This is a genomic window from Stenotrophomonas sp. STEN008, assembly GCF_056760435.1.
This window is the reverse complement of sequence record NZ_JBRRET010000036.1, coordinates 1-21,762: the sequence shown is the minus strand read 5'-3', so window position 1 is coordinate 21,762 and position 21,762 is coordinate 1. Positions and strand designations below refer to the sequence as shown.

Here is a 21,762-nt window from a genome sequence, read left to right as displayed (position 1 = left end):
GAGTCCCGCGTGCCCTTTACAGGGTCAATGCGTGCGGGGCCCATCGGCGGTAGTACTTTGGTCGTACGAAGGTGGTGACCGCGTGTGCGGCATGGGCTGCGGGCAGACATCCGTGTCGCGGAACCGCCGGCATGACGCCCGGCGAACACCAGGGATGGAACAATCGGTTGCGGCGTCATCCATTGGCGGACGGCGCCGCGGCGTCCATCTTCAGTGGCATCCATCCAACAGGAGTCGCCATGAGCCTTCCCGAACCGGTCCGCGTCCTGCGCACCATCCGTGGCATGCCCACGTCCGACGGCGCCGGCGTGCGCCTGACCCGTGTCATCGGCGGCCCGACGCTGCCGGATCTGGATCCGTTCCTGCTGCTGGATGAATTCGGTACGGACCGCGCCGAAGACTACATCGCCGGTTTCCCGGAGCATCCGCACCGCGGTTTCGAGACGGTCACCTACATGCTGGACGGACGCATGCGCCACCGCGACAACCACGGCAACGAGGGCCTGCTGACCCCGGGCAGCGTGCAGTGGATGACTGCAGGCCGGGGCCTGGTGCATTCGGAGATGCCGGAACAGGAAAGCGGGCAGATGCGCGGTTTCCAGCTGTGGGTGAACCTGCCCGCGCGCGAGAAGATGACGGACCCGAAGTACCAGGAGTTCGCGCCGGAACGCATCCCGGTGGTGCAGCCGGAGCCGGGTGTGGAGGTGAAGGTGATCGCCGGTACTGTCGATGGCACCACCGGCCCGATCGTGCAGCCGGCCACCGATCCGTTGTATCTGGACGTCCGCCTCGAGGCCGATCGTGCCTGGACCTACACGCTTCCGGAAGGCCACAACGCGTTTGCCTATGTCTTCGAGGGCGCGATCACGGTCGGCGAGCAGGATGCCGCACGTGATGTGGCCCGCCAGGAGCTGGCGGTGCTCGGTGGCGGTGAACAGCTGCACGTTTCGGCTGGAAGCGAAGGGGCGCGGCTGATTCTGGTGGCCGGCCGACCACTGCGGGAGCCGGTGATGCGGCATGGCCCGTTCGTGATGAACACGCGCCAGGAACTGATGCAGGCCTTCGTCGATTTCCAGGAAGGCAGGTTCTGAGGGCCGACGCCGCCCCTCCGAAGAAAGCCGGTAGCGCCGGGCCATGCCCGGCGGAAGAGGTCGGTAGCGCCGGGCCATGCCCGGCGGATCTCCGGCACAACACGCGCAACGCACATCCATCAGGCCATGCCCGGCGTTGCTGCCAACGCGTCGGATCCGGCGGGGATGCTGCCAGGCAGTCATCCCCATCACCGTCAACGTCCGGCGGCTACGGCCGAGGGCGTCAGGCTCATGCCCTGCGCCAGCTGCTGCAGCGACCCCAGTTCCTGCGTGCTGCCCGGGTACAGGGCAATCTGCGCATACCGGCCCTTGTCCAGCTTGATCACGCTGATGCGTCGTTCGGCGTATCCCGGCGGCTGCTGTCCACCCAGATCGGGCTGGTACCAGTACAGTGACTCGCCGGCGAAACTGCCTTTTTCCTGGCGCAGCGAGCGGCTGAGCGGAATCGCCGGATCGCGTGCGCTCAGCATCAGGCTCAGTACTTCCCGTCCATCCTCGGTGCTGGCGCGGCAGAGCAGGAAGTCCGACTGCACCTGCTGCTGCCATTTCAGGCCGCTGCTCGCCGGCAGCGAAGGACATTCGGCGGGTGCCTGCGCGGCGGCCTGGGCCGCAGCAAACAACAGGCTCGACAGGACAACAGGCGCGAACTTCATGCATCCCCCAAGGTGGCGTGTCGTGTGACGCCGCCATGCTGCTGGCGGCCGTGGCATCCCATCCCCGGATGCCATCCCCGCCCGGCATGTGCACGGGCGGTCAAACAGACCTTAACGGAACGTGAGTGCCCGCACAAATTGCGGTTACAACCGTAACCATTGCGGCCGACTGTCGGCCGCAATGGTCCGGGCAGCACTCAACGGTCGTTACCGACCCACTTGTAGATGATGCCGCCGATCATGCCGCCCAGCAGGGGGGCGACCCAGAACAGCCAGAGCTGGCCGACCGCGCCGCTGCCGGCGAAGAACGCCACCGCGGTGGACCGAGCCGGGTTCACCGACGTGTTGGTGACCGGGATGCTGATCAGATGGATCAGGGTCAATGCCAGACCGATCGCCAGCGGAGCGAACCCTGCCGGTGCCTTGCCATGGGTGGCGCCCATGATCACGACCAGAAATACCGCAGTCAGCACCACTTCGCACAGGAAGGCGGCCGCCACGCTGTACCCGCCGGGCGACAGCGCATCGTAGCCGTTGCTGGCGAAGGCCCCGGCCTGGCTGCCGTCGATGGCGAAGCCGCTGGCGCCGGAAGCGATCTGCAGCAGGATGAAGCCGGCCAGCAGGCCGCCCGCGACCTGGGCGATGATGTACGGCACCAGGTCGCGGGCCGGGAAGCGGCCGCCGGCCCACAGGCCCACGCTGACTGCCGGATTGAAGTGCGCGCCGGACACGTGACCGAACGCGTAGGCGCCGGTGACCACGGTCAAGCCGAACGCGAGTGCCACGCCCAGGAAGCCGATGCCCAGCGGATTGCCGTCGCCGCCGAACTTGGCAGCCAGTACCGCACTGCCACAGCCACCCAGAACCAGCCAGAAAGTGCCGAGGAACTCGGCGGCCAAGCGTTTACCCATGCTCATGAACTGCACTCCTTTGATGAACTAAAATGTGAAACAGGTCACATTTCAGTGACCGGCGAGTGACGATAGCGTCAAAGGCCGGTGCAGGGATACACCTCAGGGTGTGTGCAGCGCGCGATGCTCAGTACTGCGGCAGCGGGATGAACTCCTTGTCGTCGCCGGGAATGCTGCCGAACCGGCCGGCTTCCCAGTCCTGTTTCGCCTGTTCGATGCGCTCCTTGGAGCTGGAGACGAAGTTCCACCACAGGTGACGCGGGCCATCCAGCGGTTCGCCGCCGAACAGCATGGCCTTGAGCGGGGTCTTCGCGCGCAGCCGGCCGCGCGCGCCGGCCTCGGGAATCACCAGGTGCTGCGCCGGGATGTCCACGCCATCCAGCTGCGCCTGGCCTTCGAGGATGTACAGCGCCCGCTCGCGGTGGCCGTCATCGATGTCGATCTCCGCGTCGGGATCGAGGTCGATGGCTACATTGAGCGTGTCGGCGAAGACCTTCACCGGCGACTCCTCGCCATAGGCACGGCCTGCGATCACGCGTAGCCAGGCACCGTTGCGGCGCTGCTCCGGGAGGGTCGCGGCGGCGTGGTGATAGAACGCCGGCTCCACTTCCTCGTGCGACTTCGGCAATGCCACCCAGGTCTGCATCCCGTGGATCGGATGGTCGTGACCGCGCTCCGGCGGGGGCGTGCGTTCGGAGTGCGCGATGCCGCGGCCGGCGGTCATCCAGTTGACGTCGCCGGGACGGATCACCTGGTCCGAGCCGAGCGTGTCGCGGTGGCCGATGGCGCCGGACCAGAGGAAGGTGACGGTGGCCAGGCCGATATGCGGATGGGGACGCACGTCGATGCCGGTACCTGCGGTAAGGACGGCCGGGCCCATCTGGTCGACGAATACGAACGAACCGATGCTGCGGGCCTGCAGGGTGGGGACGGCGCGGCGGACTTCCAGGCCGCCGATGTCGTGTACGCGCGGGGCGATGATGGTGGTCATGCGGGCGTCTCGCTGGCAAGGATCAAGAGTGCCAGCATGGCATGCGGCCGTGACGGGCACATGCCCCATGCGGGTAACAGGGTGTTCCAGCCAACGGCGCAGCCCCTCGTGGCTGGCTGCTTGGCCGAGTAAAGCAACAGCCGCGCTTGGCCGGGGGGGGGGGGGGGGGGGGGGGGGGGGGGGGGGGGGGCGCGTGGCCGCCGGGGGGGGGGGGGGGGGGCGCGCGCCCCCCCCCCCCCCCCCCCCCCCCCCCCCCCCCCCCCCCCCCCGGCCCCTGGCAGTTTCCGTGTGCGTCCAGCCACGGAAAAGAAAAAGAAAATCAACATCAAACGCCGGTCGCTTCGCTCCTGGTGGCGACCAAGGTCGACACCCACCAGTTCGTAGTGATCCACACCGGAATCGAGATTCACCACCGTCACCGGGAAACTGTCGGGGGTGGGGGGGGGGGGGGGGGGGGGGGGGGGGGGGGGGGGGGGGGGGGGCGGGGGCCCCCCCCCCCCCCACCCCCCGCCCGCCCCCCCCCCCCCCCCCCCCCCCCCCCCCCCCCCCCCCCCCCCCGCCCGACAAACAGAAAAGCCAGAGCCGGCTGTTGCTCCGGCTCTGGCTTCTGCTGTGGAACTTGACGTTGCCTCTGCGGGTGCCGGGCCGCAGGCCCGGCCGATCACATCACACCACCGGTTCGCGCAAGGCAGGGTTGTCCCAGCCCGGGCGCGGGGCAAAGCGGTCACCGTGACGCTGCTGCAGCGCCTTCAGGCGCTCGACGATCGCATCGGCACCCACCGCGCGGATGTGCTGGATCGGACCCCCGCGGAACGGCGCGAATCCGGTGCCGAAAATCACGCCCGCATCCAGCAGGTCCGCATCGGCCACCACGCCTTCGTGCAGGCAGGCCACGGCCTCGTTGAGCAGCGGCAGGATCAGGCGATCTTCCAGGTCCGCAGGGGCCTGGTAGTCGCTGGCGACATCCGGCTTCTTCGGCTTGCCGTTCTCCCAGGTGTAGATGCCCTGGCCATCCTTCTTGCCGCGCTTGTCGGCTTCCACCGTCTGCAGCGCCGCCGGAATCTGCAGGCCGAGGAACGGCGCCAGCTCGCGGCCCACGCCGGCGGCGACATCCAGGCCGACCGTGTCGATCAACTCGATGGGGCCCATCGGCATGCCGAACTTCACCGCTGCCTTGTCGATCACCGGGCCCGGGATACCTTCGGCATAGGCGGTGGCCGCCTCCAGCATGTACGGGAACAGCACGCGGTTGACCAGGAAGCCCGGGCTGCCCGCCACCGGTACCGGGAACTTGCCCAGCGCCTTGCAGAACGCTGCCAGACGGCGCTCGGTCTCCGGCGCCATGCCGTCGTGATGGATGATTTCCACCAGCGGCATCTGTGCCACCGGATTGAAGTAGTGCAGGCCGGCGAACTGCGCCGGGCGCTGGATGTGGTCGCGCAGTTCCATCAGCGGAATCGACGAGGTATTGGTGGTCAGCAGCGCATCGGCCTTCATGCCCGGCTCCAGCGTCTGGTACAGCGCGCGCTTGGCCTCCGGGTTCTCGATGATCGCCTCGATCACCAGATCGGCGTCGGCCACGCCTTTGCCCTCCAGGTCCGCCCGCAGCCGCGCCGCCACCGCCGGACGCTTGCTCTCGTCCTTCACCTTCCTGGCGAACAGTGCCTGCGCGCGTTCCATCGCCGGATCGATGAAGCGCTGCTCGCGATCCTGCAGGGTGACCTCGAAGCCCTTGTAGGCCGCCCACGCGGCGATGTCACCGCCCATCACGCCGGCGCCGACCACGTGCACGTGGCGAATGCCGGAATCGCCGCCGCCCAGACCCTTCAGGCGCTCGGTCAGGAAGAAGATGCGGATCAGATTGCGCGCGGTCGGCGTGCTGGCCAGTTTGACCACCGCGCGGCGTTCGGCATCCAGGCGGGCCTGCACCGGCTTGCCGGCGCTGCGCTGCCAGGTGCTGATCAGTGCATAGGGCGCCGGGTACTGGTCCTTCTTCGCCTTGCGCGCGACCTGCTTGATCATCTGCGGTGCCAGTACCTTGCGCGCCAGCCAGGTGTTGCTGGTCCATGCCAGCGCACGCTGCTTGAACGGCCGCGTGGTGCCGGCCAGCGCCAGTGCGACGGCGGTGTCGAGCACCACCGCCGGTGCCACCACCTTGTCGACCAGGCCGATGCCACGCGCGGCCGAGGCCGAGAGGGTGCGGCCGGTCAGCATCATGTCCATCGCCGCCGGGGCGCCGACCAGCTGCGGCAGGCGCGCGCTGCCACCCCAGCCGGGGAAGATGCCCAACTGGGTTTCCGGCAGCCCGATGCGGGTGCTGCTGTCGTTGGAGGCCACGCGGTAACGGCAGGCCAGGGCCAGCTCGGTGCCGCCACCCAGGCAGTGGCCATGGATGGCTGCAACGGTCGGGCAGGGCAGCTCCGCCAGCTTCTGGTAGGTGGATTGGCCGCGACGGATGGCATCGTTGACGGTGCCGCGCCGGTCGAACTCCTGGAATTCCTTCAGATCGGCGCCGGCGATGAAGCCGGCCTTCTTCAGGGACTGGATCACCACGCCCTTCGGCGGATCCAGCGCGATGCGTTCGAGCAGATCGCCCAGCTCCAGCAGCACGTCCTGCGACATCGCGTTGACACTGCTGTCCTGACGATCCAGGGACAGGACCACCACGCCGTCGTCGCGGATCTCGGGGTGCCAGTGGCTGAAGCGGAGACCATCGAAGCCTGAGAGCATGGACGTTCCATCCGGTTGTGTATGGAGAAGCGGCTATGATCCAGAGGTTGTTTCCCCCGCGTCAAATCCCTATAGCAGGGGAGTGGCGGTTCCGGATCCATGGCCGTGGAACAGAACGCTAACGGAACAGTGGTTAAAAGCTGGTGCGGCGCCGGGTGATCGGCGACTGAACTTTTCCCGGGATTGGCAGTCTCATTGCCCGACGTCGGTTGGGCTGACAGGAGTGCGGCCCCCCATGGCCGAGGTTGAAACACCACAGGAGCTGGATCTGGAACTGGTCCGGCGCGTGCAGCGCGGCGAGAGCGCGGCTTTCGATGTACTGGTGCGCAAGTATCAGCATCGGGTCGTGGCCCTGGTCGGTCGCTACATCGCCGACTGGAGTGAATGTCAGGACGTCGCCCAGGACACTTTCATACGCGCCTACCGCGCGATCGGAAGCTTCCGCGGCGATGCCCAGTTCTCAACCTGGTTGCATCGGATCGCCGTGAACACCGCCAAAAACTACCTGGCTTCACACAATCGCCGCCCGCCGACAGATGACATCGACATCGGCGATGCCGAACAGTTCGACAGCGGCACGCGCCTGCGCGACACCGACACGCCCGAACGCGAGTTGATGCGCCAGGAGCTGGAACAGACAGTGATGAAGGCCGTCAACGCGCTGCCGGAAGAACTCCGGTCGGCGATCACCCTGCGCGAGGTGGAAGGCCTGAGCTACGAGGAAATCGCGCAGAAGATGGGGTGCCCGATCGGCACCGTGCGCTCTCGGATCTTCCGGGCGCGCGAGGCGATCGACACCGAACTCCGGCCGCTGCTGGACATCGGCAGCGCCACCCGCGAGAAGAGCCGCGTATGACCAGTCATCCATTCAACGAATCGCAGAATCATCAATCGCCGGCCGGGCTGCGGCTTGACCAGCGCCATCGGGAACAGCTGTCGGCCCTGGTCGATGGCGAGCTGGGGGCCGACGAGGCCCGCTTCCTGCTGCGCCGCATGGAGCATGACCCGGAACTGGCCGGCTGCCAGGAGCGCTGGCAGCTGGTGGGCGACGTGATGCGCGGGCAGGCGTCGGTGCTTGCGCCCGCCGGCTTCAGCGCCGCGGTTGCCTCTGCCATCGCCGCCGAACCCACGCCCCGGTCCGGGCCTCAGGACCGGCAGGTGCGCCGCAGCGGCTGGCGTACCTGGGGAGGCGGTGCCGCATTGGCTGCCTCGGTCGCTGCGGTGGCCCTGTTGATCGGCGGCGAGAAGCTGAAGGAGACCCCTCCCGGAGAGCCGCTGGCACCCCAGGTGGTGGCCAGCCAGGCCGAGCTGCCGCCGGCACCGGTATCGCCCGCGACGGTGACCGAAGCCTCGGTCGATCCGGCGGTGGTGGCGGTGGCCAGTGTTCCGGCGGCCGCATTGGCCGCCAGCCGTCGCCAGGACGCACGCCGCGCCAGCGCCAGTGCTACCCGCGGCCAGCAGGCTGCGCGGGTGGCCCAGCGTGACGACGGGACGCAGCGGGCCGTGGCCGCCGCCCAGGCGCCCTTGGTGCCGACCGTGCCGGCCGGTGCCAGCCGCAACCTGCCGTTCGGCGAGGTGGCCGGCCTGCAGGCCCGGCCGTGGCCGCGCTCCAGCCTGGCTCCGGCCGCGGGGGGCGCGCTCAACGCCAGCTTCCCGGCGCATGCCGGCAGCGCCACGTTCTACCCCTTCGAGCCGCGCCTGCAGGACGACCTGCCGCCGCCGCCCCGCCCGCGCGACTGAGCCGGGTGCCGCCACGCCCCGCCCATAGCGGGGCCCTTCTTCTCCCTTCCATCCGATCCGGAGGTTGCCGTCCGATGACTCCCCGATTCCGCACGCAGGCCATCGGCCTGCTGGCCCTGACCCTGCCGCTGGTGGCCTGTGCCCAGGCGCCGTCCCCGGCTGCCCAGACCGCTCCGGCCGCGGCCGCGGCCGCGCCGCGCGCTCCGGCGCAGCCGCTGGTCACCGGCCTGCCCGATTTCACCAACCTCGTCGAGCAGGTCGGCCCGGGCGTGGTCAACGTCGACACCACCATCGTCCGCAGCAACCGCCAGGCGCGTGGGCCGATGGGGGACGACGACATGCCGGAGTTCTTCCGTCGCTTCTTCGGCCCGGACTTCCCGATGCCGGGGCAGGGGCCGGGCGGCCCCGACGGCGGTCCCAGCATCAAGGGCCGCGGCATGGGGTCGGGCTTCATCATTTCGCCCGACGGCTACGTGCTGACCAACTACCACGTGGTAGCCGACGCCAGCGAGGTGAAGGTCAAGCTGGGCGATCGCCGTGAGTTCACCGCCAAGGTGGTGGGCAGCGACCAGCAGTACGACGTCGCCCTGCTGAAGATCGAAGGCAGGAACCTGCCGACCGTCCGTGTCGGCGATTCCAACAGCCTGAAGCCGGGCCAGTGGGTTGTCGCGATCGGCTCGCCGTTCGGCCTTGACCACTCGGTCACCGCCGGCGTGGTCAGCGCCCTCGGCCGCAGCACCGGCGGCCCGGACCAGCGCTACGTGCCGTTCATCCAGACCGACGTGGCGATCAACCAGGGCAACTCCGGCGGTCCGCTGCTGAACACCCGGGGCGAAGTGGTCGGCATCAACTCGCAGATCTTCTCTGCGTCCGGTGGCTACATGGGCATCAGCTTCGCGATTCCGATCGACCTGGCGATGAGCGCGGTCGAACAGATCAAGAAGACCGGCCGGGTCACCCGCGGCCAGCTGGGCGCGGTGGTGCAGGAGATCGACGGCCTGAAGGCGCAGGCCATGGGCCTGCCGGACAGCCGGGGTGCGCTGGTCAACCAGATCGTGCCGGATTCGGCGGCCGCCCGCGCCGGTGTGAAGGTGGGGGATGTGATCCGTACCGTGAACGGCGCACCGGTCAACAGCTGGTCCGATCTGCCGCCGCTGATCGGCGCCATGGCCCCGGGCAGCCGGGTCACCCTGGGCGTGATCCGTGACGGCAAGCCGCGCGACCTGAGCGCCACCCTGACCGCGCTGGCCGAGGATGACCAGGCCAGCGCCCGCAGCCCCGCCACCGCCAGGGCCGATGCCGCCCCGCAGAGTGGTGCCAATGCCCTGCTGGGCCTGGACGTCAGCGATCTGACCGCGCCGCAGCGCAAGCAGTTGGGCCTGGAATCGGGCGAGGGCGTGCGCATCACCGGCGTCAAGGGGCAGGGCGCCCGGGATGCAGGCCTGTCCCCGGGCATGGTGATCCTGCAGGTGGCCAGCACCCAGGTGAGCGGCGTGGAGTCGCTGAACCGCGCGCTGTCCAGCTACAAGAAGGGCGATGTGGTGATGCTGCTGGTCCGCACCGGCAACGGCAACAGCGCCTTCGTGGCGGTCAAGGCCGGCGAGTAAGGACCGGGGCTGCTCCGGCAGCCGCTGCCCCCCGAAGCCCCGCTCAGGCGGGGCTTCGGTCGTTCCGGCCCTGGCCCGGCGAGGCGCCTTTCGCGGGCGGGCCCCGGGCGTGCGATAATCCACCGTTACCCTGACGACGCCGCGCGCCGCCGCCACCTATGTCATCTGATTCGATGCGGAACATCCGCAACTTCTCCATCATCGCCCACGTCGACCACGGCAAGTCCACGCTGGCCGACCGCATCATCCAGCTTTGTGGTGGCCTGCAGGCCCGCGAGATGGAAGCGCAGGTACTCGACTCCAACCCGATCGAGCGCGAGCGTGGCATCACCATCAAGGCGCAGTCGGTATCGCTGCCGTACCTGGCCAAGGACGGGCAGACCTATCATCTGAACTTCATCGACACCCCGGGCCACGTCGATTTCTCGTATGAAGTCAGCCGCTCGCTGGCCGCCTGTGAAGGTGCGCTGCTGGTGGTCGATGCTGCCCAGGGCGTGGAAGCGCAGTCGGTGGCGAACTGCTACACCGCGGTGGAGCAGGGTCTGGAAGTGGTGCCGGTGATCAACAAGATCGACCTGCCTACGGCCGACATCGAGCGCGCCAAGGCCGAGATCGAGGCCGTGATCGGCATCGACGCCAGCGACGCCGTGCCGGTCAGCGCCAAGACCGGCCTGAACGTGCAGGACGTGCTGGAGGCCATCGTCCACCGCATTCCGCCGCCGCAGCCGCGCGATACCGACAAGCTGCAGGCGCTGATCATCGACTCCTGGTTCGACAACTACCTCGGCGTGGTCTCGCTGGTGCGCGTCATGCAGGGCGAGATCAAGGCCGGCGACAAGCTGCAGGTGATGTCCACCGGCCGCAACCACCAGGTCGACAACGTCGGCGTGTTCACCCCCAAGCGCAAGGTGTTGCCGGCGCTGCGCGCGGGTGAGGTGGGTTGGGTCACGGCCAGCATCAAGGACGTGCATGGTGCGCCGGTGGGCGACACCCTGACCCTGGCCGGTGATCCGGCACCGAAGCCGCTGCCGGGCTTCCAGGAAATGCAGCCGCGCGTGTTCGCCGGCCTGTTCCCGGTCGACGCCGAGGACTATCCGGACCTGCGCGAGGCACTGGACAAGCTGCGCCTGAACGATGCCGCGCTGCGCTTCGAGCCGGAAAGCTCGGAGGCGATGGGCTTCGGTTTCCGCTGCGGCTTCCTCGGCATGCTGCACATGGAGATCGTGCAGGAACGGCTGGAGCGCGAATACAACCTGGACCTGATCAGCACCGCGCCGACGGTGGTGTACGAGGTCCTGAAGACCGATGGCTCGATCATCAACATGGACAACCCGGCCAAGCTGCCGGCGGTGAACCAGGTCCAGGAGATCCGCGAGCCGATCATCCGTGCCAACGTACTCACCCCCGAGGAGTACATCGGCAACATCATCAAGCTGTGCGAGGAAAAGCGCGGCAGCCAGATCGGCATCAACTACCTGGGCAGCCAGGTGCAGATCAGCTACGAGCTGCCGATGGCCGAAGTGGTGCTGGACTTCTTCGACAAGCTGAAGTCGGTCAGCCGCGGCTACGCGTCGCTGGACTATCACTTCGTGCGCTTCGATGCCGGCCCGTTCGTGCGCGTGGACGTGCTGATCAATGGCGACAAGGTCGATGCGCTGTCGCTGATCGTCCACCGCAGCCATGCCGACCGCCGCGGCCGCGAGCTGTGCGAGAAGATGAAGGACCTGATCCCGCGGCAGATGTTCGACGTGGCGATCCAGGCGGCTGTCGGCTCGCAGATCATCGCCCGTACCACGGTCAAGGCCATGCGCAAGAACGTGCTGGCCAAGTGCTATGGTGGCGACGTTTCGCGCAAGAAGAAGCTTCTGGAAAAGCAGAAGGAAGGTAAGAAGCGCATGAAGCAGGTCGGCCGCGTGGAAATCCCGCAGGAAGCGTTCCTGGCCGTGCTGCAGATGGACAACAAGTAAGCGCGCACCGGCCCTCCGGGGCCGGTCGTCCGGTGACGTTGCAAAGGACCCTGAATGAAACTGTTTGAGATCCTCCTGGTCGTGCTGACCCTGGCCTCGGGCCTGATCCTGCTTGCGGACAAGCTGTACTTCGCCAGGCGCCGCGCCCAGCGTGCAGGCCTGCTCGACACCGAGCCGGTGCTGGTGGATTACTCGCGTGCATTCTTCCCGGTGCTGGCGATCGTGCTGGTCGTGCGCAGCTTCATCGCCGAGCCGTACAAGATCCCGTCCAGCTCGATGATGCCGAACCTGCTGATCGGTGATTTCATCCTGGTCAACAAGTTCGCCTATGGCCTGCGCCTGCCGATCACCAATACCCGCTTCGTGCCGGTGGGTGATCCCGCGCGCGGCGATGTGGTGGTGTTCCACTTCCCGGGCCACGGCGACAACGACCCGGCCAAGGGCGAGAACTTCATCAAGCGCGTGATCGGCGTGCCGGGTGACACCGTGGTGTTCGAGGGCGACAGCTTGGTGCTGAACGGCGAGCCGGTGAAGTACGACAACAAGGGCATCTACGCCGGCCACAAGGGCCAGGGCGAGGGCGCCAACCTGCTGGTCGAGCATCTCCCGGGCCGCACCCATACCGTGCTGGAGACCGACTATCCGCGTGGCCAAGGCCAGTGGACGGTGCCGGCCGGCAAGTACCTGGTGATGGGCGACAACCGTGACAACAGCGATGATGGACGCTTCTGGGGGCTGCTGCCGGAAGAGAACCTGCGGGGCAAGGCATTCCTGATCTGGCTGAACTGCCAGGGCTGGTTCTGCAAGGACGGTTTCGAGCCGTCGCGGATCGGCTCGGGCATCAACTGAGTATTTTCACATCCAACGCGTATCTGGGGAGAACGCAATGAAGACGATGAACACGCAGCGCGGCATCACCCTGACCTCGTTTCTGGTGGTCCTGGTCGTGGTTGGCTTCTTCATCTACATCGGCATGAAGCTGTTCCCGATGTACCAGGAGTATTACGCGGTACGCTCGGCGATGAAGAGCCTGGCCAGCCAGCCGGGCGTGGCCAGCATGGAGCCGGCGCGGATCCAGGATCTGTTCTTCAAGCGGCTGTACATCAACTACTCGGACAACGTGAAGCCGGGCAACGTCAAGTTCGATCGCCGCGACAATGGCTGGACCCTCAAGGTCAACTACGAAGTGCGTCGCCCGTTGATCGGCAACCTCGATGTGGTTGGCAAATTCGATTCTTCCCAGGACCTGACCCGAAGCGGTGCCCAGTAAATTCATCCAACGTGGCGACCTGATCGGCCATGCCTTCCGCGACCCGGCGCTGCTCAAGCAGGCGCTGACCCATCGCAGTGCCGGCGTGCCGCATAACGAGCGCCTGGAATTCCTCGGCGACAGCATCGTCAACATGATGGTCGCCGAGGCGCTGTACCAGCGCTGGCCCAAGGCCGACGAGGGCGCACTGACCCGCGCCCGCGCCGAGCTGGTGCGTGAAGGGGCGCTGGCAGTGATCGCCCGTACCCTGCAGCTGGGCGAACGGCTGATCCTGGGCGCGGGCGAGATGAAGTCGGGCGGGCACCGCCGCGACTCGATCCTGGCCGATGCACTGGAGGCGGTGGTGGCCGCGATCTACCTGGACGCCGGTTTTGACGCGTGCCGGGAGACCGTGCTGCCCTGGTTCACGGCCTCGATGGAGGCGCTGCCGGCCACCGGCCGCCCCGAGAAGGATCCCAAGACCCGCCTGCAGGAATGGCTGCAGGCCCGGCAGAAGGCGTTGCCCCAGTACGAACTGGTGTCAGAATCCGGTGACGACCACGCCAAACATTTCCGGGTACGCTGCAACGTGGCCGACCCGGCCGCCAGCACCGAGGGCGAAGGCGCCTCGCGGCGGCTTGCCGAACAACAGGCGGCTGCAGCCGTCCTAGAACAACTGGATTCCAAGTGAGCGAACAAACTTCCCATCATTGCGGCAGCGTGGCCGTCATCGGCCGCCCGAACGTCGGCAAGTCGACCCTGACCAATGCCCTGGTCGGGGCCAAGGTCAGCATCGTCTCCAACCGGCCGCAGACCACCCGCCACCGCCTGCTCGGCATCGCCACCTATCCGGAAGGCCAGCTGGTGCTGGTCGATACCCCGGGCCTGCACAAGGTGCAGAAGCGGGCGATGAACCGGGTGATGAACCGCGCCGCGCGCGGCTCGCTGGAAGGCGTGGATGCAGGCCTGCTGGTGATCGAGGCCGGGCGCTGGGATGACGAAGACAGCCTGGCCTTCAACGTGCTGCGCGATGCCGGCATCCCGGTGGTGCTGGTGGTCAACAAGATCGATCGCCTGAAGGACAAGGGCGCGCTGCTGCCGTTCCTGCAGGAGGTGACCGCCGGCCGTGATTTCGCCGCCGTGCATCCGATCTCGGCGCAGAAGCGCAACGGCCTGGACGCCCTGGTGCGTGACGTGCTGGAGCTGCTGCCGGAAGCCCCGCCGATGTTCGGCGAGGACGAGATCACCGACCGCAGCCAACGTTTCCTTGCCGGTGAACTGGTACGTGAGCAGCTGATGCGCCAGCTTGGCGAGGAGCTGCCCTATGCCACCACCGTGGAGATCGAGCGCTTCACCGAGGATGGCAATCTTCTGCGCATCGGCGCGGTGATCTGGGTCGAGCGGGAAGGCCAGAAGGCCATCGTGATCGGCAAGGGGGGCGCGCGCCTGAAGGAGATCGGGGCCAAGTCGCGCCTGCAGATGGAGCGTCTGTTCGGTGCCAAGGTGTTCCTGGAAACCTGGGTGCGCGTACGTGAAGGCTGGTCCGACGACGAGGCCGCGCTGAAGGCCTTCGGTTACGAGTAAGCCACGGCGATCGCTTCGGTGATCATCGAGGACGACACGGGGTTCGTGCTGCATGCACGGGCCTATCGCGAAACCAGCCTGCTGGTGGAGGTGCTGAGCGCGGAGCATGGCCGGATCGGCCTGCTTGCGCGCGGCGTGTCCACGGCCAAGGGCCAGGTGTTGCGCGCGGCCCTGCAGCCGCTGCAGTGGATCCGCTTCAGCGCACAGCAGCGCGGCGAACTGGCGCAGCTGCGTGCCGCCGAAGCGCTGGACGCGGCGCCGCGGCTGGTCGGCCAGGCCATGCTGGCCGGCTTCTACCTGAGTGAACTGACGCTGCGGCTGGCGCCACGCCAGGATCCGTTGCCGGAGGTGTACCTGGCGTACGGCGAGGCACGCGCGCGGCTGGCAGTGGGCGCCGGACTGGCCTGGACGCTGCGCCGCTTCGAGCGCGAGCTGCTTGCCGCACTGGGGCTCGGTTTCGATCTGGAAAGCGCCAGCGATGGTCAGCCGATCGATCCGGCAGCGCGTTATGCGCTGGATCCGCAGGAAGGGCCGCAACGGCTGCTCAGCGAGCGCGGTGGAGAGCGCAGTGCGGCGGCCACCGGTTCGGCGCTGTTGGCGCTGGCGGCCGACGAGGAGCCGGGGCCTGCCGATCTGGCGAGCCTGCGGCTGCCCATGCGGCGGGTGCTGGCGCACCACCTGGGGCCACGGGGGCTGAAGTCCTGGGAGCTGCTGGAGCAGTTGGCCCCCCGGCGGTAGGCGGGCGGGGTCAGAACCGTCTTCCGCAGGGAAAGGGATCTGACCCCGGATTGATTTCGATATCCGACGGGGCAGGGCGCACCCGTGCCGGGCAACCCTCAGTGCAGCAGTGCCGCTACCGCGGCGCGGAAGCCCGCTTGTGCCAGGTCCGACTCCGGCATGTGGTGCAGCTGGCGCACCGCGCGGCCCAGCCGTGCGGCACCGACGAAGCCGCAGCTTGCCTGCAGCCGGTGCAGCTGGCTGCGCAGCTGGCGTTCATCATGCTGGTCCACGGCCTGCTCCACCGCATCGCGGACGCCCGGCAGTTCCGCAAGGAACAGCTCGCGCAGGGCGATCAGGTGATTGCGCTGGCCATTGAGAGCGGCCAGAGCAGCGGTCTCGTCCCAGTCCTGCCCGTTCAGCTCGATCGCAGCGGGGGCCGGAGCGACGGCGATGCCGGCCGGCGAGTTGACCAGGGCGCGGCGGACCGCCTTCAGCAACTGGTCGCGGCCGAGCGGCTTGACCAGGGTGTCGCTGAAACCGGCCTCACGCAGGCGCGCATGGATGGACGTGTCGCCGTCGGCGGTATGCGCCAGCGCAGGCGTGTCCGGATGCGAACGGCGCAGTTCGCGCAGCAGCTGCGCGCCATTGCCGTCAGGCAGGTTGACGTCGATCAGCCACAGGTCGTGGGCCCCAGGCTCGGCGCTTGCCAGGGCACTGGCAAGGGAGTCCGCGGTATCGACGTCCGCCGGCAGGGTTTCCAACGCCGCCTTGAAAAACCCGCGGCTGATGATGTCGTCCTCGACAAGCAGGAAGCGGGGCCGACCGGCCCGCGGGGTCATCTGCATCAGGGGCTGCCTCCATGTCAGCTGGTTGACATCATCAAGCACGGCGGCGGCTGGCGCAAGCGGCGGCGGGCCCCGCCGGTCAGGATCTGCGACAATACGCGCCCATTTTCGCCCGCAGCCTGTTGCCACGTGGCCCGATCCCGCTCCCGCATCGACCGTACCCCGTTCCAGACCGAGATCCTCGACCTCAGCCATGATGGTCGCGGCGTCGCCCGCCGTGAAGGCGAAGGTGGCAAGGTCACCTTCATCAGCGGCGCTCTGCCGGGCGAGGTGGTCATGGCTGAACAGACCGCCCGCAGCCGCCATTTCGACGAAGCACGCACCGTGGAAGTGCTGCAGGCCTCGCCACAGCGGGTGACGCCGAAGTGCCCGCATTTCGGCACCTGCGCTGGCTGCGTGCTGCAGCACCTGGATGAAGACCAGCAGATCGTTGCCAAGCAGCGCGTGCTGATGGACAACCTGGAACGCATCGGTCACGTGAAGCCGGGCCGCGTGCTGCCACCGCTGGTCGGCGACAGCTGGGGTTACCGCCGCAAGGGGCGCTTCTCGGTGCGCCGCGTCGAGAAGAAGGACAAGACCCTGGTCGGCTTCCGTGAACAGGACCCGCGCTTCGTCGCCGATCTCAGCCAGTGCCTGACCGTGATCCCCGAAGTGGGCACCAGGGTGCAGGCGCTGTCGACCTTCATCGAGTCGCTCGACGGCAAGCGCGACATCCCGCAGATCGAATTCATCGGCGGTGACCAGGCCATCGCGCTGACCGTGCGCCATCTGCAGCCGCTCAGTGATGCCGACCGCGCCGCATGGGCCAGCTTCGGCCAGCAGCACGGATTTGCAATCTACCTGCAACCCGGTGGCGTGGACACCGTCCATCCGCTGGACGGCCAGGGCGTGCCGCTGTCGTTCCGGCTGGCGCCGTGGGATGTCGAACTGGCATTCCGGCCACTGGATTTCATCCAGGTCAATGCCAAGCTCAACGAGAAGATGATCGCTCACACCCTGGATCTGCTGGAGCCGGGTGAGGACGAGCGCGTGCTGGACCTGTTCTGCGGGCTGGGCAACTTCACCCTGCCGCTGGCGCGCCGCGTGCGCGAGGTGGTGGGCGTGGAAGGCGACGCGGGCCTCGTTGCCCGCGCACGTGAGAACGCCGAGCGCAACGGGCTGGGCAACGCCCAGTTCTACAGCGCCGACCTGACCCAGGACCAGCGCGCCACGCCGTGGATGCGCCAGGGCTTCGACAAGCTGTTGCTGGACCCGCCGCGCTCGGGCGCGATCGAGGTGCTGCAGCAGCTGCCGTTGAAGCAGTTCAAGCGCATCGTGTACGTCAGCTGCCATCCGGGATCGCTGGCCCGGGACGCGGGCTACCTGGTGAACGAGCAGGGCTTCAGCCTGGTCAGTGCCGGCGCCATGGACATGTTCCCGCACACCGCGCACGTGGAAAGCATCGCGGTGTTCGAAAAGCGCTGACCCGCTGTCATGCCCATCGCGCATAATGGCGCGATGGGCATCGAGATCGAACGCAAATTCCTCGTCAGCAGCGACGGCTGGCGTGCGGCCGCACACCGGGTGATTCCGATGGCGCAGGGCTACATCAACGATCTGGGCGCGCTCGACAGCGGTCGCCAGAACGCGTCCGTGCGGGTGCGCATTGAAGGTGAGCACGCCGCGCTGAACCTGAAGTCGCGCACGATCGGCCATACCCGCCAGGAGTTTGATTACCCGATTCCGGTGGAGGATGCGCGCGCGCTGCTGGCGCTGTGCGTGGGGGGCCTGATCGACAAGCGTCGCCACCTAGTCGAGCATGCCGGCCTGACCTGGGAAGTGGATGAGTTCCTGGGCGACAACGCCGGCCTGGTGGTGGCCGAAGTCGAGCTGGAAAGCGCCGGGCAGGCCATCGTCCTGCCGGACTGGGCCGGCGCGGAGGTCACCGACGACCCGCGCTACTACAACGTCGCACTGGCCAGTCATCCCTATTCACGCTGGTGAAAGGGGCGTTCCCCCTTTTTTCGGGGCGCCCGGACCCCATGTCGGTGGGATGAGAATCGACATCTACTCCGACGTGGTCTGTCCCTGGTGCTGGATCGGCAAGCACCGTTTCCAGCAGGGGGTGCAGTTGCTGGGGGCCGATGCCCCAGTACTCGACATCCACTGGCAGCCGTTCCAGCTGGACCCGGATGCGGGCACCACGCCGGTGCCGCTGCGCGAGGCGTATGCGCGCAAGTTCGGCGGTGTCGAGCGCACAGAGCAGATTCTCGGCCAGACCCAGGCCACCGCCCGTGGCGAAGGCCTGCCCATGGACTTCAGCCAGGGCCAGGTGCGGGTGACCACCCTGCCAGCGCACCGGCTGCTGTGGCTGGCCGGCCAGCACGGTGTGCAGGACGCGGTCGGAGAGGCGCTGTTCCGCGCTCATTTCGAGCACGGCCAGAATCTGGCGGACACAGAGGTGCTGACCCGGGCCGGTGTGGCAGGCGGACTGGATGCGGCAGAGATCGCCCAGATGCTGGCCTCCTCACGCGGCCTGGCCGAGGTCGAAGCGGGACTGGACCAGGCCCGTGCGCTGGGTGTTTCCTCGGTGCCGACCTTCGTCATCGACGGCCGCTGGGCGATCTCCGGCGCCCAGCCTCCGGAAGCCTTCGCCCAGGCGCTGCGGCAGATCGCGGCGGAGCAGGGCACGGCAACCGGGCGCAGTGGCGACGACGCCTGTGGCGCGGACGGCTGCAGGGTCTGATCCTTCGAGGGGGCGCGCGATGGACGCCCCCACCTGCGTCCAACGGCCGGTTCTGCGACAATGCGGCACTGCGCCATGCGGGCGCCCGTTGTGGAGAACGACCATGCTGCTGATCGGCGTTGCCGGCACTGAACTGACCCCCCAGGAACGCGACTGGCTGCAGCACGACGCCGTTGCCGGGGTGGTGCTGTTCACGCGCAACTTCGCCTCCCGCCAGCAGGTGAGCGAGCTCAGCGCCGCGATCCGCGAGGCCGCGCCGCGCCCGCAGCTGATCTGCGTCGACCAGGAAGGCGGTCGCGTGCAGCGTTTCCGCAAGGGCTACAGCGATCTGCCGCCGCTGCAGGAGATCGGTGCCGGCTATGCGAAGGATCCCGGCGCCGCGTTGGCGCTGGCCGAGCAGCACGCCTGGCTGATGGCCAGCGAAGTGCGCGCCAGTGGCGTGGACCTGAGCTTTGCCCCGGTGGTCGACCTGGGCCGTGGCAACCTTGCGATCGGCAACCGCGCTTTCAGTGAAGACCCGCAGGTCGTGGCTGCGTTCACCGAGGCCTACGTACGCGGCATGCACGCGGCCGGCATGGCGGCCACTCTCAAGCATTTTCCCGGCCATGGCACCGTGCTGGAAGACACCCATGTCGATACCGCGGTCGATCCGCGGACGCTGGACGAACTGCGCGCGCAGGACCTGGTGCCGTTCCGGGCCGGTGTTGCCGCCGGTGCCGACGCCGTGATGATGGCGCACGTGATCTACCCGCAGGTGGCGCCGGAACCTGCCGGCTATTCGCCGCGCTGGATCCAGGAGGTGCTGCGTGGCGAGCTGGGCTTCCGCGGCGTGGTGTTCTCCGACGACATCGGCATGGCCGCTTCGCACCATGCCGGTGGCGTTGCGGCACGCGTGCACGCGCACCTGGATGCGGGCTGCGACGTCGTGCTGGTCTGCCATCCGGAGCTGGTCGATGAAGCCCTGCACGCGGTGCAGGGACGCTCCCTCAATACCGCTGCGCTGCTTGGCCTGCTCGGCCGCGGCGCGCTTGGCTGGGATGGCCTGCTGGCCGATGCCCGCCATGGCGACACTCAATCCCGTCTGCTTGAAACCCTTGGAAGAACCGTCTGATGCCGAACCTCACCATTTCCCAGGCCCTGGCCCAGGCCGACCTGCTGGTTGACCGCCCCACCATCGACAAGGCCATCGCCGGTATCGCCGACGCCATCGCGCGCGATTACAAGGGCGAGGTGCCACTGTTCCTGTCGATCATGCACGGTGCGCTGCCGTTCGCCGGCCAGCTGGCGCTGGAACTGGGTGCGCGCGGCCAGGACGTGCAGTTCGATTACCTGCACGCCACCCGCTATCGCGGTGAAACCACCGGCGGCGACCTGGTGTGGAAGCACAAGCCGGCCACCGCGCTGTTCGGCCGCCGTGTGCTGCTGGTCGATGACATCCTCGATGAGGGCTACACCCTGCAGGGCGTGCGCACCTGGTGCCTGGAACAGGGCGCGACCGACGTGCGCATCGCGGCGATGACGGTGAAGAAGCACGATCGCGGGCTGCCGGATGTGACGGCTGACTACGCCGGTATCGAACTGCCCGACCGCTACGTGTTCGGTTTCGGCATGGACGTCAACGAGACCCTGCGCTGCGTGCCGGCCATCTACGCGATGAAGGAATAACAGGCACGGCCGTCCGCGGCCGTCCTTTGCCGCCGCCGGCATCCTCGGGTGCCGGCGTTCGTCTTTCTCTGGAGTGCTTTCGATGCAACAGATCGCCCTGGCCGTGATCGGCGGTACCGGTGTCTACAACCTGGCCAAGCTCGACGATGTGCAGACCCACGAGGTCGAGACCTGCTTCGGCCGTCCCTCCGGCCCGGTGCGCGTGGGCACGCTGCTGGGCAACCGCGTGGCGTTCCTTGCGCGCCATGGCGAGGGCCACTCGCTGCCGCCGCACAAGATCAACTACCGCGCCAATCTGGCTGCGCTGCAGCAGATCGGCGCCCAGCGCGTGCTGGCGCTGAACACCGTCGGGGGCATCACCGAGCAGGTCGGGCCGCGCGTGCTGGCCTGCCCGGACCAGATCATCGACTACACCTGGGGCCGGATCAGCACGATCTGTGAAGAAGAGGGTACCGAAGTGCTGCATGTGGACTTCGGCCACCCGTACACGCCGATGCTGCGGAGCAAGATTCTGGCCGCGGCCAAAGTGACGGGTGTCACGGTCCATGACGGTGGCTGCTACGGTGCGACGCAGGGGCCGAGGCTGGAAACCATCGCGGAAATCGCCCGCATGCGGCGCGATGGCTGCGATCTGGTGGGCATGACCGGAATGCCCGAAGCCGCGCTGGCGCGGGAGTTGGGACTGGATTACGCGTGCCTGGCGATCGTGGCGAACTGGGCCGCGGGCTGTGGTGATGGCGAGGAGATCACGATGGCCGAAGTGCTGGCCAATGTGCAGGCGGCGAGCAATGGACTTCCGGAACTGATCGGCGAATTGGCACGGGGGTGATTGTCTTCGCCGAGCAAGCTTTGCATACTCAGCCAGTACGCGGGTTCAGCGTACACCACCCATTCATTGCATAAGGTCTCGCATCACCATGCCGAACGGTACCGTCAAGTGGTTCAACGACGCCAAGGGATTTGGCTTCATCTCGCCGGAGGATGGCAGCGCCGACGTGTTCGCGCACTTCTCCGCCATCAACTCCAAGGGCTTCCGCAGCCTGCAGGAAGGCCAGCGTGTCACCTATGACGTGACCCAGGGCCCGAAGGGTGCCCAGGCTTCGAACATCACGCCGGCCGAGTGATCCACTCGACAGTGCGTTGAGAACCCCGCTCCGGCGGGGTTTTTTTTTGCGCCCATCGCATGGGACCGAACCCAAGCCGCGCGCGGGCGGGCCGCCCTGCCGGCGAATGTCCCCCGGCGCCGGCCTTCGACCGTCGCCTCCTCCTTTACTTCGCCGGCAG

22 protein-coding genes are annotated in these 21,762 nt (G+C 67.8%); 17 read left to right on the top strand and 5 right to left on the bottom strand.

Annotated elements, in window-relative coordinates; genetic code table 11:
• Positions 1-239: 239 nt before the first annotated feature.
• On the top strand, positions 240-1,091 hold the full coding sequence (locus ACVOME_RS15190; RefSeq protein WP_065182659.1) for a pirin family protein: 852 nt from the start codon (positions 240-242) through the stop codon (positions 1,089-1,091).
• A gap of 194 nt (positions 1,092-1,285) precedes the next feature.
• Here ACVOME_RS15190 and ACVOME_RS15185 read toward each other — a convergent pair whose 3' ends face one another.
• The 4 genes from ACVOME_RS15185 to ACVOME_RS15170 form a co-directional block, all read right to left on the bottom strand.
• Positions 1,286-1,744, bottom strand: a complete 459-nt coding sequence (locus ACVOME_RS15185; RefSeq protein ID WP_053518999.1) for a hypothetical protein — start codon at positions 1,742-1,744, stop codon at positions 1,286-1,288.
• 197 nt (positions 1,745-1,941) lie between these two features.
• Positions 1,942-2,661, bottom strand: coding sequence for an aquaporin Z (gene aqpZ / locus ACVOME_RS15180; protein ID WP_460255916.1), 720 nt, complete (start codon positions 2,659-2,661; stop codon positions 1,942-1,944).
• A 121-nt stretch (positions 2,662-2,782) separates the two neighbouring features.
• Positions 2,783-3,646, bottom strand: a complete 864-nt coding sequence (locus ACVOME_RS15175; protein WP_053518997.1) for a pirin family protein — start codon at positions 3,644-3,646, stop codon at positions 2,783-2,785.
• Between the two features lie 666 nt (positions 3,647-4,312).
• The gene (locus ACVOME_RS15170; RefSeq protein ID WP_481505248.1) at positions 4,313-6,376 is read right to left on the bottom strand and encodes a 3-hydroxyacyl-CoA dehydrogenase NAD-binding domain-containing protein; all 2,064 of its coding nucleotides are present in this window, start codon (positions 6,374-6,376) and stop codon (positions 4,313-4,315) included.
• Positions 6,377-6,611: 235 nt separating this feature from the next.
• Between ACVOME_RS15170 and rpoE the strand changes: the two genes are divergently transcribed.
• From rpoE to recO, 9 genes are all read left to right on the top strand, one after another.
• Positions 6,612-7,232, top strand: coding sequence for an RNA polymerase sigma factor RpoE (rpoE, locus tag ACVOME_RS15165; protein ID WP_065174837.1), 621 nt, complete (start codon positions 6,612-6,614; stop codon positions 7,230-7,232).
• Positions 7,229-8,116, top strand: a complete 888-nt coding sequence (locus ACVOME_RS15160; RefSeq protein WP_481505247.1) for a sigma-E factor negative regulatory protein — start codon at positions 7,229-7,231, stop codon at positions 8,114-8,116. The genes rpoE and ACVOME_RS15160 overlap by 4 nt, the downstream gene beginning before the upstream one ends.
• 74 nt (positions 8,117-8,190) lie before the next feature.
• On the top strand, positions 8,191-9,723 hold the full coding sequence (locus ACVOME_RS15155; RefSeq protein WP_065181807.1) for a DegQ family serine endoprotease: 1,533 nt from the start codon (positions 8,191-8,193) through the stop codon (positions 9,721-9,723).
• 173 nt (positions 9,724-9,896) lie between these two features.
• Positions 9,897-11,690, top strand: coding sequence for a translation elongation factor 4 (lepA, locus tag ACVOME_RS15150; RefSeq protein WP_065174904.1), 1,794 nt, complete (start codon positions 9,897-9,899; stop codon positions 11,688-11,690).
• Between the two features lie 54 nt (positions 11,691-11,744).
• The gene (gene lepB / locus ACVOME_RS15145; RefSeq protein ID WP_053520237.1) at positions 11,745-12,539 is read left to right on the top strand and encodes a signal peptidase I; all 795 of its coding nucleotides are present in this window, start codon (positions 11,745-11,747) and stop codon (positions 12,537-12,539) included.
• A gap of 37 nt (positions 12,540-12,576) precedes the next feature.
• Positions 12,577-12,960: a DUF4845 domain-containing protein gene (locus ACVOME_RS15140; protein WP_053520236.1), complete on the top strand. Its 384-nt coding sequence runs from the start codon at positions 12,577-12,579 to the stop codon at positions 12,958-12,960.
• Positions 12,950-13,630, top strand: coding sequence for a ribonuclease III (gene rnc / locus ACVOME_RS15135; RefSeq protein ID WP_053520235.1), 681 nt, complete (start codon positions 12,950-12,952; stop codon positions 13,628-13,630). The genes ACVOME_RS15140 and rnc overlap by 11 nt, the downstream gene beginning before the upstream one ends.
• The gene (gene era / locus ACVOME_RS15130) at positions 13,627-14,523 is read left to right on the top strand and encodes a GTPase Era (protein WP_053520234.1); all 897 of its coding nucleotides are present in this window, start codon (positions 13,627-13,629) and stop codon (positions 14,521-14,523) included. Before rnc ends, era begins: the two co-directional genes overlap by 4 nt.
• Before the next feature lie 18 nt (positions 14,524-14,541).
• Positions 14,542-15,261, top strand: coding sequence for a DNA repair protein RecO (gene recO, locus ACVOME_RS15125; RefSeq protein ID WP_053520233.1), 720 nt, complete (start codon positions 14,542-14,544; stop codon positions 15,259-15,261).
• Positions 15,262-15,359: 98 nt separating this feature from the next.
• On the opposite strand, the gene ACVOME_RS15120 is transcribed toward recO, so the two are convergent.
• Positions 15,360-16,088: a response regulator gene (locus ACVOME_RS15120; RefSeq protein WP_053520232.1), complete on the bottom strand. Its 729-nt coding sequence runs from the start codon at positions 16,086-16,088 to the stop codon at positions 15,360-15,362.
• Positions 16,089-16,217: 129 nt separating this feature from the next.
• Between ACVOME_RS15120 and rlmD the strand changes: the two genes are divergently transcribed.
• The 7 genes from rlmD to ACVOME_RS15085 all read left to right on the top strand — a co-directional run bounded on the left by rlmD (position 16,218) and on the right by ACVOME_RS15085 (position 21,602).
• Complete coding sequence (rlmD, locus tag ACVOME_RS15115; RefSeq protein WP_111186714.1) at positions 16,218-17,552, top strand: 23S rRNA (uracil(1939)-C(5))-methyltransferase RlmD; 1,335 nt, start codon at positions 16,218-16,220, stop codon at positions 17,550-17,552.
• A 33-nt stretch (positions 17,553-17,585) separates the two neighbouring features.
• Positions 17,586-18,071 carry a CYTH domain-containing protein gene (locus tag ACVOME_RS15110; protein ID WP_053520230.1) on the top strand — a complete coding sequence of 162 codons (486 nt, stop codon included), beginning with the start codon at positions 17,586-17,588 and terminating at the stop codon, positions 18,069-18,071.
• A gap of 49 nt (positions 18,072-18,120) precedes the next feature.
• A complete protein-coding gene (locus tag ACVOME_RS15105; RefSeq protein WP_053520229.1) occupies positions 18,121-18,813 on the top strand; it encodes a DsbA family oxidoreductase in 693 nt (230 codons plus the stop codon).
• A 103-nt stretch (positions 18,814-18,916) separates the two neighbouring features.
• Entirely contained in the window at positions 18,917-19,924 is a 1,008-nt protein-coding gene (gene nagZ / locus ACVOME_RS15100; protein WP_111186713.1) for a beta-N-acetylhexosaminidase, read from the top strand.
• The gene (locus ACVOME_RS15095) at positions 19,924-20,478 is read left to right on the top strand and encodes a hypoxanthine-guanine phosphoribosyltransferase (protein WP_053520227.1); all 555 of its coding nucleotides are present in this window, start codon (positions 19,924-19,926) and stop codon (positions 20,476-20,478) included. The genes nagZ and ACVOME_RS15095 overlap by 1 nt, the downstream gene beginning before the upstream one ends.
• An 82-nt stretch (positions 20,479-20,560) precedes the next feature.
• Positions 20,561-21,307 carry an S-methyl-5'-thioinosine phosphorylase gene (locus tag ACVOME_RS15090; protein WP_481505246.1) on the top strand — a complete coding sequence of 249 codons (747 nt, stop codon included), beginning with the start codon at positions 20,561-20,563 and terminating at the stop codon, positions 21,305-21,307.
• A gap of 88 nt (positions 21,308-21,395) precedes the next feature.
• Positions 21,396-21,602 carry a cold-shock protein gene (locus ACVOME_RS15085; protein ID WP_005410590.1) on the top strand — a complete coding sequence of 69 codons (207 nt, stop codon included), beginning with the start codon at positions 21,396-21,398 and terminating at the stop codon, positions 21,600-21,602.
• Positions 21,603-21,762 lie beyond the last annotated feature (160 nt).

Coding starts and splice junctions, on each gene's coding strand:
- ACVOME_RS15190 (WP_065182659.1), top strand. CDS start 240: ATGAGCCTTCCCGAACCGGTCCGCGTCCTGCGCACCATCCGTGGCATG.
- ACVOME_RS15185 (WP_053518999.1), bottom strand. CDS start 1,744: ATGAAGTTCGCGCCTGTTGTCCTGTCGAGCCTGTTGTTTGCTGCGGCC.
- aqpZ (WP_460255916.1), bottom strand. CDS start 2,661: ATGAGCATGGGTAAACGCTTGGCCGCCGAGTTCCTCGGCACTTTCTGG.
- ACVOME_RS15175 (WP_053518997.1), bottom strand. CDS start 3,646: ATGACCACCATCATCGCCCCGCGCGTACACGACATCGGCGGCCTGGAA.
- ACVOME_RS15170 (WP_481505248.1), bottom strand. CDS start 6,376: ATGCTCTCAGGCTTCGATGGTCTCCGCTTCAGCCACTGGCACCCCGAG.
- rpoE (WP_065174837.1), top strand. CDS start 6,612: ATGGCCGAGGTTGAAACACCACAGGAGCTGGATCTGGAACTGGTCCGG.
- ACVOME_RS15160 (WP_481505247.1), top strand. CDS start 7,229: ATGACCAGTCATCCATTCAACGAATCGCAGAATCATCAATCGCCGGCC.
- ACVOME_RS15155 (WP_065181807.1), top strand. CDS start 8,191: ATGACTCCCCGATTCCGCACGCAGGCCATCGGCCTGCTGGCCCTGACC.
- lepA (WP_065174904.1), top strand. CDS start 9,897: ATGCGGAACATCCGCAACTTCTCCATCATCGCCCACGTCGACCACGGC.
- lepB (WP_053520237.1), top strand. CDS start 11,745: ATGAAACTGTTTGAGATCCTCCTGGTCGTGCTGACCCTGGCCTCGGGC.
- ACVOME_RS15140 (WP_053520236.1), top strand. CDS start 12,577: ATGAAGACGATGAACACGCAGCGCGGCATCACCCTGACCTCGTTTCTG.
- ACVOME_RS15120 (WP_053520232.1), bottom strand. CDS start 16,088: ATGCAGATGACCCCGCGGGCCGGTCGGCCCCGCTTCCTGCTTGTCGAG.
- ACVOME_RS15110 (WP_053520230.1), top strand. CDS start 17,586: ATGGGCATCGAGATCGAACGCAAATTCCTCGTCAGCAGCGACGGCTGG.
- ACVOME_RS15105 (WP_053520229.1), top strand. CDS start 18,121: ATGAGAATCGACATCTACTCCGACGTGGTCTGTCCCTGGTGCTGGATC.
- nagZ (WP_111186713.1), top strand. CDS start 18,917: ATGCTGCTGATCGGCGTTGCCGGCACTGAACTGACCCCCCAGGAACGC.
- ACVOME_RS15095 (WP_053520227.1), top strand. CDS start 19,924: ATGCCGAACCTCACCATTTCCCAGGCCCTGGCCCAGGCCGACCTGCTG.
- ACVOME_RS15090 (WP_481505246.1), top strand. CDS start 20,561: ATGCAACAGATCGCCCTGGCCGTGATCGGCGGTACCGGTGTCTACAAC.
- ACVOME_RS15085 (WP_005410590.1), top strand. CDS start 21,396: ATGCCGAACGGTACCGTCAAGTGGTTCAACGACGCCAAGGGATTTGGC.